Genomic DNA, 13279 nt, shown 5'->3' with positions numbered 1-13279 from the left:
TATATTAATATGAACAAAAAAAAAGTATTAGTATATAAAATTGGTACAGCTGGAATTACTAAAAAAACGGGAGAAATAGACACTCCTGTTTTAAATGAATTGGTAAGGCAATTATCTAACTTACATAAAGAATATTGTATACTCATTGTATCATCTGGTGCTGTTGGTACAGGAAAAAAATACTTACCAAATTATTCTGGAAAAATAGAAGAACGTAAAGCTGCCGCAGCTATTGGCAATCCTATTTTGATACAAAAATATGCAAATGCATTTAAAAAATATGATATTGCAATTGCACAAAGCCTATGCGAACGCAATCATTTTTCTGATAGAGCAAAATTCTTACAATTACGTTCAACATTGGAAGAATTATGGAAAAACAATATCATTCCAATTGCAAATGAAAATGATGTTGTCAGCGATTATGAATTAAAATTTTCTGATAACGACGAATTGGCTACTTTATTAGCTATTGGTTTGAATGCCTCGCATTTGTTAATTGCAACAAGTGTGGATGGTGTGTTGGACCAAGAAAATAAAGTTGTAAGTAAGATTCAAAAATTTGATGCGAATACATTGGGTTTAGCTAATAAAAGTAAAAGTGCTGTTGGCTTGGGTGGCATGCTCAGTAAACTTACTTTTGCAAAATTGGCTACATCATTAGGTATTAAAGTTCATATTTTTAATGCTAAAAAACAGCATTCAATTATTGATGCATTGGCTGAAAAAACTGGCACTACTATTTTTGCAAAAGTATAATGGCATCTGCAAGACAAAAATGGCTGGCTAGTGGAAGCAAAATAATTGGTACTGTACAAATTGATAATGGCGCAAAGAATGCCTTACTAAAACGTAAAAGTTTATTAGCTGTTGGTGTTTTAAATATTATTCAAGCATTTGACTCAAATGAAGCTATAGAAATTTTAGATGAAGACAATAATTTAATTGCAGTTGCTAAAGCAAAAATTAATGCAGTAGAACTTAAAGCAAAATTAAAAACACAGAATATTATTTTAGCACACGCTGATGAAATTGTTTTGATCTAACAAATAAAATAGTAACTAAATTTTAGGTACTTTATATATTGTAGCAAATTTCAAAAGTTCAATTAAGTCTTTATCAGACAATTGATTTATTGATTTTATTTTTATATGTCTGTATAATTTTCCTGTACCTTCAAGTAATTTCTTTGAGTCTGGAAATTCAGCACCATAGTTAAATCCTAAGTTTACATAATTTTTGGTTGGCATTATCCAACAGAAGTGTTCTGTATTCTTCTTTATTCCTGTACCATATCCTGAAATTTTTGTTTTTGCCAAACCACTTCTACTACATTTGGCAATATAGTATATATAAGACTTCTTGTTTGTCTTGCAATATTTTTCACATCATCTGAAAATTCAGCTATGATTTGCTCAAAGTCAGCATTATTATTTTCCATGATAAGTTTTAAGCTATAGAAACAATATATTTTTCATACTAAGATACAAAAATTAAAAAAGTCACTTCTTGTATGTATCATTTCTTTAAACAAAAAAATGCATTGTTATAATAACAATGCATTTAATATTATTAAATAAAACTAAAATATTTCTATTTAATTTTTAATAAATTTTCCATAATGGCTTTTACCATTATTATCTATGTATCTTAAAACATAAGTACCATTAAGTACATTTACATCAAGTTTAATATTATTATATCCACTTGTCAATTCGACATTTTGGCTAAGCATTATTCGTCCTAACATATCTACAATATCTATTCTTGCTGTCTGATTTTGTACAGAAGATAATGTCGTTGTAATAGTTGTACTACGATTAGTTGGATTTGGATATAGATTAACAATTTTATTTTCAGTAATTCCATCTACTAAAATATCTATTACACCACTGTAGCTATATGTACCATCAAAATCAATAATTTTTAGTCTATAATAATTATTACCTACTTCAGGATTAACATCAATAAATGTATATTCTAATCTTTGGTTACTATTTCCAGCGGCTGCAACTTCACCAATTGCAGTCCAATTTGTTGCATTTATACTTTTTTCTATTACGAATTTTTGAGAATTTATTTCGGATAAAGTAACCCATTCTAACACGTTACTACTATTTGAAAAATATCCATTAAAAGAAAGAAGTTCTACTGGAAGTGGACCACCAATACCACTTGTAGTATGAAAACGGAATGTTGAAAATGATGGTACTGTAAATTCATATTCAGTTGTACCACCAGGACCACCTGTTGCAGATTTTCCAATCACTGATAATAAATCATAAGACTCATCTTTTGATATTACTAAATCTAAATTATTTGATGTACTACCATAACAAAAACTATATGAATTTTGTCCCGTGTGGTCTGTATCCCAAGAACCAATTTCTGATGCATAATTACTATAATCATTATTAGTAAAAAATAACTTCACATTACAATTAGCTGTAGGTTGTATGCTTGGTGTTATGGTGTACCATCTTCTCATAGATAATTCTGGCAAGCCAAAGCACGAGCCACTTCTACCTAAACCACCATCTCCGTGTTCAGGAGAATCATAATCAATACTATTATAATTATGAAGATTATCTTCAATAGTTACTGTCATCGTTGTACTACCTAAATTTTCGCCATTACTATTTACAGCAGCAATTACTTCACCAGCATCATTTCTAAAATAATGCCAGTTTGCATCGTAAATAACACATGTTCTTGTGCTATTTGTGCTTGCAATAACACCACCGGAATTATTATCATCTGTATAAATAGTTATTTCGTTACTTGCTGAACTACTTTCGCAAGCATTGGCACCTACTGTTGATACTGTATATCTTCTAAATTTCGTCGTTTGTGACAATGGTGCTGGCGGATCATATGTAGCGCCAGTTGCACTACCAATTGTTGTCCATGTAATAAATGGATCTACAGATTTCTCCCAACGATATGTTATTGTTCCATCTCCAGTTCCGCTTGCATCATTATTAAAAGCAGCAGGATTACCACCAGTACAAATAACTATATTAGAACTTGAAATTGTACCAGCTGTTGGCACACTTTGCACCGTTATTTGTATTGGTGTTGTTGCTGATGTAGATTCACATACATTTCCACTTAGCGTTGAAATAGTAAATCGTCTATATTGTGTATTTGCAGTTAAAGCAGATGGCGTGAAAGTAGCACCAGAAATAGTGCCTATTGCAGTTGTCCAAGTTGTGTATGGGATTTCAGCTTGTTCCCATCTATAAGTTATTGTTCCACTTCCTGTACCAGCTGTTGTACTACTAATTGCAACAGGTGTAGTATTATTACAGATAGTTTGTGCATTTCCAATTACTCCTGCTGTTGGTACACTTTGCACTGTTATTTGAATTGGTGTTGTTGCTGATGTAGATTCACAAATATTTCCACCATTTGTAGAAATAGTAACTCTCCTATAATACATAGTTGATGTTAATACTGGTGGATCATATGTAGTCAATACCTCACCTGCAATAGCTGTCCAAGTTGAGTTATTTGGAGAACTTTCCCATCTATAAGTTATTGTACCACTTCCTGTACCATCAGTTATGCTAGAAATTGCAGCAGGATCAGCACCATTACATAAAGTTTGTGCATTTCCAATACTCCCAGCTGTTGGGGCAGCTACTACTGTCCATGATGCAATAACAGTTGGTCCAGCAGCATTACAACCGGAACCAGTACCTGCGCTTCTACTTACTCTTATTTGTACACTTGCTGTAGCACTTGATGTGTTTATAGTCGCACCTGATGTATATGCTGTCCAAGTTCCACCATCTATACTATATTGATATGTATCTGATGCACCAATGCCTCCACTACCTACATTTATAGTTGCACTTACATTCTGTCCAGCGCATATATTAGCTACATTAGGTGTTTTTACATTTAATGTTGGTGCTACAATTTGTGGATATACTGCCCATGATGCAATAACAGTTGGTCCAGCAGCATTACAACCGGAACCAGTACCTGCGCTTCTACTTACTCTTATTTGTACACTTGCTGTAGCACTTGATGTGTTTATAGTCGCACCTGATGTATATGCTGTCCAAGTTCCACCATCTATACTATATTGATATGTATCTGATGCATCAATGCCTCCACTACCTGCATTAATAGTTGCACTTACATTAGTACCTTCACATATATTAGCTACATTAGGTGTTTTTACATTTAATGTTGGTGCTACAATTTGTGGATATACTGCCCATGATGCAATAACAGTTGGTGTGAGATTACAACCGGAACCAGTACCTGCGCTTCTACTTACTCTTATTTGTACACTTGTTGTAGCACTTGATGTGTTTATAGTCGCACCTGATGTATATGCTGTCCAAGTTCCACCATCTATACTATATTGATATGTATCTGATGCACTAGCACCGCCACTACCTGCATTAATAGTTGCACTTACATTCTGTCCAGCGCATATATTAGCTACATTAGGTGTTTTTACATTTAATGTTGGTGCTGTTGGTTGTGCTACTACTGTCCATGATGCAATAACAGTTGGTCCAGCAGCATTACAACCGGAACCAGTACCTGCGCTTCTACTTACTCTTATTTGTACACTTGATGTAGCACTTGATGTGTTTATAGTCGCACCTGATGTATATGCTGTCCAAGTTCCACCATCTATACTATATTGATATGTATCTGATGCACCAATGCCTCCACTACCTGCATTAATAGTTGCACTTACATTAGTACCTTCACATATATTAGCTACATTAGGTGTTTTTACATTTAATGTTGGTGCTACAATTTGTGGATATACTGTCCATGATGCAATAACAGTTGATCCAGCAGCAATACAACCGGAACCAGTACCTGCGCTTCTACTTACTCTTATTTGTACACTTGTTGTAGCACTTGATGTGTTTATAGTCGCACCTGATGTATATGCTGTCCAAGTTCCACCATCTATACTATATTGATATGTATCTGATGCACTAGCACCGCCACTACCTGCATTAATAGTTGCACTTACATTCTGTCCAGCGCATATATTTGTAACATCTGGTGTTTTAGTATTTAAGGTTGGGGCAATGGGTTGAGATGTTGCAATCGTTAAGGTTGCATATCTATTACAATCCCATGAACCGTTAGTTCTTTTTGCCAAGACCCTAATTGTTGCATCTGTAGAACCAGAATACCACCCAGACGTAGTATTAAATTGAAAAGCACCATCAACACCAGAATTACCTGTACCACCTGAAACTGTTGCTTTATAGCCGTTTATTCCACCAAAAGTAGACCCTGCATTAGAATTCCATGAAAAATCAACATAAGTATTTGCTGGAATTACAATATCTTGGTAAGCTCCTGCTCCTAATTTATAAGTAAACGGCGTACTACAACTTGGTGTATACGTCTTTGTAGGCGCTTCGGTTCCCCAATAATTTTCTTGTAAGACTTCTCCCGGAATTATGATAAAACCACCACTAAGCATTGCAGTATAATAAGTTCCGCCATTTGCAGCACTTGTAACCTGAACCGCCGTACCACCTGAATAAAAAAACTCCGTCGGAGAACCACCACCTCTACAAGTTAAAGTATTAGTTGCACCAGAAGCTATAGTAATAGGACTACCAGTAAAATAAATACTTGTTATGGTCATACTTCCCGTACCTGTATTTTTAAAGGTTAAAGTATTATCCTGCGGTGCTGCTAGGGGATCTGCATTAGGGCAAGCTGCCATTAATGAATGACCGTAAACACCTAATATCATTAGGAGTACAATGGTCATGTGTTTAGGAGAAATGTAAAATCGTTTCATTTTGTAAAATTTTAGTTGTTTATAATAAACTTTGACAAATTGCTTAACTTTTGTTTGTAGCTAGCTAAAATGTTTGCCTTAGTTTTTATATTACATTTATTAGTCTTATTGTTCATTTTCGTTCATTTTTCATTTTTCATTTTTCATTGTCAGCATCAGCATTGACTAGATAAAAGAATTAACAGTTTTTTTTTACTTAATCACTTACCCTTTATTTTCTCGTCATTACAAGTTACGAAATTTTTTACTTTTTTTAAAAAATTAAATTATTTTGCTCATAATGACATTTATCTAATTTTTCAATATTTTATATACCATTTCATCGTTATTTTTAGTTTTTAAGTACAAGAAATAAATTCCATTCGCAACATTATCTATACTCAATTGTGTAGTTGTTTGGTTATTTACAGTCTGTTGTAAAACAATATTGCCAATAACATCTGTCACTCTGATTACGCATTGCTCTAATGATCTGCCGAAATCAATATTTACTGTTCCATAGGTAGGGTTAGGAAACACTTTCGTCTCTTTAAAAATATCATTTTTAATAGCAGTCAATATAAAAGCAACACATTCTGAAGTATCTGCACACCCGTTATAATTCGTAACAATAACGGCATAATTTCCGCTACTATCCGGTGAGTAGGTTTGTGCAGTAGCTCCGTCAATTATTTCGCCGTTACAAGTTATCCATTGATAGTTTGCATCATTTTGAGTAACTTTTAATGTATCACCCACTATTACAATTTGTGCATCAAAAGGTTCGCCTACCTTAATGGTTCCTGAAACATCGAATGTTCCACAAACACCTATAAGCGTAAATGAATAATTAAATATACCAGCTGTCGTTGGCGTTCCATAAAGTATCACTTCACTACTGGATGCATTTATACTGACACCTTCTGGTAAATTTTGTACATTCGTAATTCCTTCTACATTTTCTGTTTTAATAATAATAGAATCCATCACATTGCCCAAACATACGGTTGCATTTGCAGCAGAATCTTTTGCTCTTAACTCTCCTGTAACATAAATGACACCTGATGCTACGCCACATGCTCCTGTTCCAAAAACATCATATCGATACGTACCTGTTTTAGTTGGCGTACCACTTATAATTATTTGATGATTTGAATACACAGCATCTACACCTGGTGGCAATGCTTTTTTCAAATAGATGCCTGTAATTTCATCAGGAACATTAAAAGTAATTTCAGCTATAGGCGTGTTTATACAAATATTCTGAGCATCAACAGAAGGTGCTCCAATTACATTTGGTAAAACATTGATAGTTCCTCTTGCAAAAACAGTATCGTCGCCACAATCTCCCAACACATGTACTTCGTAGTTGAAAGTGCCGCTTTCGAGTGGTGCTCCATAAATATATAAACTCTGTGTTTTCAAATATCTATTTTTAAAAAAAGTAAAAGATAAACCTTGTGGTAATCCAGTTACATAATTTATTGCATTAACATTTGAGATTGGGATAAATATAGTATCAATCGGTGTTTTATAACATGCTGTTTGTGTTGGAACATCTCGCTGAATGGTAAATTTTGGTTTTACAATTAACCAGCCAAGTATTTCAGGATTTCCGCAACCTTCTAAAGAAATTTTATATTGAAATTGACCTGTATCTGCTGGAACACCACTTAATATTATCGAATCATTGCTATAGGATGCTGTTATGCCGTTGGGCAATCCTGTTTGTGTGGTAATCCCTGTAATATTTTGTGTATTTGCAATCAACGCAGTTAAAGGCACATCTACACAAGTGGTTGAAACAGAATTTTCTGTAATAATTACAGAATCTTGTTTGGAACTCATAATTAATACATCTATGAGCGGACACCCATTACCATCTGTTCCGTTTTGGAATGTATATGTTCCTGGTTCAGAATAGTCAGTTCCATGCCAGGCATAAGGTGTACCAGTACAAGCCTGAACGCTATCTGTATTATCCACCGTACCATTAAATTCGTAAGCACCCATATCTATAGTGCCGTTGAAACGATTTAACCCAACTAAATCTTTTGTAATCGTATTGCTTAAGTAAGCATCATCTCCGGCATTAATAGCAACCGCACCACACGCCAAAACCAAGCCATCATCTGGTGTTCCTAAAGTACCATCTGCACCTTCAGGATTATTGGCATTTCTGAAGGGGCTTAATGTATCATTAATATTTCCACTTCCTGGAATGGTATCACCTGAAGCTGACATAGCATTAGCGAAATAGGAATTATTAATGGTCATATTTTGAGCATTTAAAATATCCTGAAGCTGTCCATTTACGGTATTATTCCAAAAAACACTATTTTTAATATTAAATTCATCGACAATACCTATTATAGCTCCAGCCAAAATACCGTCTTCTGCTACCTCATCCACTTTGATTTCATTATTTACAAATGTGCAGTTTATTACTTCGATATTAAGTGGTTCACCAATTTCTTCAGAAGAAATACCGAATATTGCTGAGCCAGCTGCATTGTCTGCATACGGTGTATTTATACTTCCATTTCCAATAAATAGCGTATTAGTAACCTTTGTAGTTTGGGCACCTCCAACACCTAAGCCACCAGCTACATGTAACATACCACCTTCTTCTACATCTGTCATATCCATATATATGGATTGCAATTTATTATCTTTTAAAATACTATTTTCTATATTTAAGTTTGCATTTGCTCCGCTAAATAATCCTGCACCAGCAACAAAAGTTGTGCCTATTGCTTTGTTTTCAATAATTTTTAATTGTGAAATATTAACATTCCCTACATTATCACCGTAACTATCTATATAAATACCCGCTCCAAACATAGCTCCTCCTTTTTTATATATTGTATTTTCCTTTACCAATATATTATCTAAATTGGCATTTACCGTTCGGATAACCATACCGCCACCATTAATGCCACCGCCAATTAGAGTATCGTTATTTACTATTGAATTTCCTATAAAATCTGCATTTTTTAATTTTAGTGTTTGTGCATTAATATATAAGCCACCACCACTTGGATCAATGTTTTTGTATTCTAACTCTATTGAATTTCTATAGTATTTTACATCTTGCAAATCTGCAATTTCAGCCGAACAATTCATTCCAGCACCAAAAATACCATAAACATTATCATCTAATCCAATACTATCACTTCGTCTAAGTGAATTTTCGATAAATTGCACATTTCTCAATCTTATATTTTTAACATCAGCAGTCATTCCTCCCCCATTAAAACTGTTTCCACCTATAACCATATTTTTGGTAAATGTGGTATTTTCAATTTCGGTCAATGTATTTTCATCCTGTATATATATGCCACCGCCAATTGCAGTACCATAATTAGCTATGGCTTTATTTTCATTAAATGAAACCTGATGCAATGTTAAGCGGCTACCATTACTATAAAGAGCACCGCCATAAGCAGTTGGAACTTGAAATTCTGTTAATAGCCCAGTTGCTATTACAGTATTATTATCAAATGTTACATTCTGCAAAATCATATTATCGCCTAAATTTGCTAAGGCACCACCAAACGATGAATTACCAAAATCTGAAGTTGCTGTATTATTTTCGAATACTACATTTTCTAAGAGCATATTATCACCCATATTTCTTAAAGCTCCACCATCCACAGTTCCTGAGTCAGCATAAGTTGTATTCCCTTTAAATAGTACATTTTGTAGATGTACATTATCTCCTTCATTTATTAATGCACCTCCAGCAGCAAATATTTTTCCAACATTAGAGTTGTCAATAAATTCTACATTTTGTAAGAGTAAATTTTTGCCTCTATTATCTAAAGCGCCGCCACCAGTGCCTCCAGTATTTATATTTCCTTTAAATACTACATTTATCAGTTTAGAATCTTTTTCATAATTAATCATTCCACCACCAGACCATATTCTTGATTTATTATTATATATGACACAATTTTGAATTGTATTATTGAGACCAGCAACATTGGTATTTATCCCGCCACCAATTTCAGCATCTCCACCCGTAATATAGAAACCATCAAAAGTAGAATAAATGTATGAACCACCAAAAGCGATGACAGAATTCATTCTTCCTAAAAGGATAGTAGAATCATTTTGCCAATTTCTCTGCGCAAGCGTTCCACCACCAGATGGAAACCCACCAATAATAGTCAGAAAAGGTTTGTTTATCCAGAATGAAATACTGTCTTTTGACGGCTGATAAGTTCCTTTTGCTACGAAAATTGTATCGAAGACCGAAAGAGTGGGATCATAAATAGCACCTTCGAAAGTTCGATATGCAGTTGCCCAAGAATTACCATTACGTACAGTTGCCATATTAGAGGCATCTACATAAATTTTTTTCTGTGCGAATGTTGAAACTAATAAGAATAAGAAGAATGTAAGAATGTAAATTTTTTTCATAAAAAAATATTAATAATATACGTATTACTGATAGTAAACAATTTTATCAAAGTAAAATGCAAGAATAACACAGAAAAAACATGTTATTTATTGTATGAGTTTTATTATAGCAGCTTAGTTTCTAATTCAAAGATAATAATAATAATATAATTATGCAATAATGTACTAAATTTTGACACACTAATATTTATAATTGCCTTGCCTCAAACAGTCTTATGACCTGATTGCTTAAAATTTTGATTCTTGTATTGCAATTTAATCATCGCAATGTTTTAAAAAATGAACTTAATTCTGTTCCATTCTTTAAGGATTTGTAAAATTCCTTGTAGTTTAATAATTTTTTTTATCAATCATAACCATGTAAATTTATTGGTTTGAAAATATTATTTCCAAAAATTTTATGACCATTTTAAGGAGGTCGAAATTTTTAGAATAAATTTTCAACTTACAGTTCGTGAAATACTACCTTTTATATCTTTTTTACTTCTATAAATACTTTCCACAAGTCTTTGTTTTCATCTGTATTGAATTCTTTTTTAAGATTGATACTCACATTTAATCCATTGTATTGTGGTATTATGGTTTCCTTTACTTGTAGGTATACTTTTTTTGCTTCCTCTTTATTGTCAAACTTTTTTTCTAATACTGTATTGTCTAGTTTTATACCTGAAAGTTTTGCTGCAAACATGGTGTACAATCCTTCTGCTTTTTCTTTTTCTTCGCATTGTATTAGATTACAAATCCATGAAAATTTGTTATTTTCTTTTAGATATAAGCTTTCGTAGGCTTCTTTCAACATAATAGTTGAATAGAATTTTGTATCTGGAATAATTGGATCTATTGTTCTATCTAATGTTGTTCCTCCGTTTGCATTAATATCTTTGATTGCAGTTTCTATTGCACTATTGAATGTGTAGTATCTGTATTCTGGTATCTGCCACCATTTTGGATTCATGTCTAGCGTTACTCTTATTCTATTGATCTCAAAATAATGCTCAATGCTATTGTACCTGATTACTTTTAAGCTCATAGGTGTTCCAACATTACCTAATACTAATTTGAGTACTTCGCCATAGCTCATTTGGTGTACTGGAACTTTATCTACTTCTAAGATTAAATCGCCTGGTCTTAGTTTGTTGGCATTAAAGTATGCATTGTATTCTAATGCTTTTACAATTGGTCTTTTTTTAATTGAATCGAAAGTTGCCAAACCACCAATACCACCAATATTTTTATTGTTGGCTGCTGTTTTTTGGGCAAATACTCCTGTTGTTGATGCTAACAAAAGGATAGAACATAAAACAAATAGAATTTTCTTTAACATCTTAAAACAAAGATAGTAATTATCATTTAATTAATGTATTAACTTCTTATTAATCAATACATTACATGAATTAACAATATGAAATATTATTTTGCCACAGAAACACTACGTGTTTCTCTGATAACCGTTACTTTAATCTGCCCTGGATAAGTCATTTCATCTTGAATCTGTTGTGCAATTTTGAATGCAGTTTCTTCTACATCTTTGTCTGATGTTTTGCCTGCTTCTACAATTACTCTTAATTCTCGTCCTGCTTGGATAGCGTATGCTTTTTCTACACCATTGTAGCTTAATGCTAATTTTTCGAGCTCGCTGATACGTTTCATGTAGCTTTCCATTATTTCTCTTCTTGCTCCTGGTCTTGCGCCTGAAATAGCATCGCAAGCTTGGATAACTGGAGAAATAACATAAAGCATTTCCATTTCGTCGTGGTGTGCTCCTACTGCATTTACAATTGCTGGATGCTCGCCATATTTTTCACACAATTTTGCGCCTAGTAGTGCGTGAGATAATTCTGGATCTTCATCTGATACTTTTCCTATGTCGTGCAGTAAGCCTGCTCGTTTTGCCATTTTAGCATTCAAGCCCATTTCGCTTGCCATTAATGCGCATAAGTTTGCTACTTCTCTAGAATGTTGTAGTAAGTTTTGTCCGTATGATGAACGGAAACGCATTTTTCCAACAATTTTTATCAATTCTGGATGTAGGCCATGTATGCCTAAATCTATTACTGTTCGCTCTCCAATTTCTATAATTTGTTGTTCTAGTAATTTTTCTGTTTTTGCAACAACTTCTTCAATTCTGGCTGGATGTATTCTTCCGTCTGTTACTAATCTTTGTAGTGATAGTCTTGCTATTTCTCTTTTGTATGCATCGTAGCCTGAGATAACAATTGCTTCTGGTGTATCATCTACAATAATTTCTACGCCTGTTGCTGCTTCTAATGCTCTAATATTTCTACCTTCACGTCCAATGATTTGTCCTTTTTGTTCGTCGTTTTGTAAATTAAATACTGATACTGTATTTTCGATTGCTGTTTCTGCAGCTACTCTTTGTATAGATTGTATGATTACTTTCTTTGCTTCTTTGTTTGCTTTTAATTTGGCTTCGTCTACCACAGCTTTGATGTGTGATAATGCTTCAGATTGTGCTTTAGATTTTAATTGCTCAATTAATTGTGCTTTTGCTTCTTCGGCAGATAGCTTTGCAATTTGTTCTAGTTTTTGAATATGTTCTTGGTGTGCTTTTTCTACATCAGCTTTTTTAGCATTTAGAATTTCTAATTGTGAGTTGTATTTGCTTTTTAGTTCTTCGTTTTCTTTTTCTTGCTTGCCTACATTTGCTAATTTATCTTTTAAAGATTGATCAACTTGTTTTATTCTATTTTCAGCTTCAAGAATTTTTTTGTTTTTAGTGTCAATTTCTTTATTGTGCTCTTCTTTTAGTTTTAAGAAGTGTTCTTTTGCTTCCATCATTTTATCTTTTTTGGCAACTTCTGCATTTGTTTTTGCCTCTTTGATGATGATTTCTGCCTCTCTGTTTGCACTTTCTTTTATGGCATTTGCTTTTTCTTCTTTTGCTTTTGCTTCATTAAGATGTATATCTACATCTGCTTTGAATAAGATTTTTCCTAAGAATACACCAATAGCTAATGCTACTACTGCGATGATGATATATGCTACTATTCGCATTTCTTTATTTTTTTATTTTATTTATCAATTGATAATGAAAATAAAAACAAGAAAAAGTGA

6 protein-coding genes and 1 pseudogene are annotated in these 13279 nt (G+C 33.2%); 1 reads left to right on the top strand and 6 read right to left on the bottom strand.

Annotated elements, in window-relative coordinates:
- Positions 1-9 precede the first annotated feature (9 nt).
- Positions 10-1046: pseudogene (proB, locus tag IPK18_12730) on the top strand (glutamate 5-kinase).
- 15 nt (positions 1047-1061) lie between these two features.
- Here proB and IPK18_12725 read toward each other — a convergent pair.
- From IPK18_12725 to rny, 6 genes are all read right to left on the bottom strand, one after another.
- A complete protein-coding gene (locus IPK18_12725; protein QQR97685.1) occupies positions 1062-1319 on the bottom strand; it encodes a DUF1801 domain-containing protein in 258 nt (85 codons plus the stop codon).
- Positions 1280-1441: a hypothetical protein gene (locus IPK18_12720; GenBank protein QQR97684.1), complete on the bottom strand. Its 162-nt coding sequence runs from the start codon at positions 1439-1441 to the stop codon at positions 1280-1282. Before IPK18_12720 ends, IPK18_12725 begins: the two co-directional genes overlap by 40 nt.
- Before the next feature lie 156 nt (positions 1442-1597).
- Positions 1598-5800 carry a T9SS type A sorting domain-containing protein gene (locus tag IPK18_12715; GenBank protein ID QQR97683.1) on the bottom strand — a complete coding sequence of 1401 codons (4203 nt, stop codon included), beginning with the start codon at positions 5798-5800 and terminating at the stop codon, positions 1598-1600.
- Positions 5801-6091: 291 nt separating this feature from the next.
- A complete protein-coding gene (locus IPK18_12710; protein QQR97682.1) occupies positions 6092-10204 on the bottom strand; it encodes a T9SS type A sorting domain-containing protein in 4113 nt (1370 codons plus the stop codon).
- 469 nt (positions 10205-10673) lie between these two features.
- Complete coding sequence (locus IPK18_12705) at positions 10674-11528, bottom strand: hypothetical protein (protein QQR97681.1); 855 nt, start codon at positions 11526-11528, stop codon at positions 10674-10676.
- Between the two features lie 86 nt (positions 11529-11614).
- Positions 11615-13219: a ribonuclease Y gene (gene rny / locus IPK18_12700; protein QQR97680.1), complete on the bottom strand. Its 1605-nt coding sequence runs from the start codon at positions 13217-13219 to the stop codon at positions 11615-11617.
- Between the last annotated feature and the right edge of the window lie 60 nt (positions 13220-13279).

The organism is Sphingobacteriales bacterium, from assembly GCA_016699615.1.
Classification (GTDB): domain Bacteria; phylum Bacteroidota; class Bacteroidia; order Chitinophagales; family JADIYW01; genus JADJSS01.
Note: the sequence above shows the minus strand (reverse complement) of the source record. Positions and strands in the feature narration are given on the sequence as shown.

Coding starts and splice junctions, on each gene's coding strand:
- IPK18_12710 (QQR97682.1), bottom strand. CDS start 10,204: ATGAAAAAAATTTACATTCTTACATTCTTCTTATTCTTATTAGTTTCA.
- IPK18_12705 (QQR97681.1), bottom strand. CDS start 11,528: ATGTTAAAGAAAATTCTATTTGTTTTATGTTCTATCCTTTTGTTAGCA.
- IPK18_12715 (QQR97683.1), bottom strand. CDS start 5,800: ATGAAACGATTTTACATTTCTCCTAAACACATGACCATTGTACTCCTA.
- rny (QQR97680.1), bottom strand. CDS start 13,219: ATGCGAATAGTAGCATATATCATCATCGCAGTAGTAGCATTAGCTATT.
- IPK18_12720 (QQR97684.1), bottom strand. CDS start 1,441: ATGGAAAATAATAATGCTGACTTTGAGCAAATCATAGCTGAATTTTCA.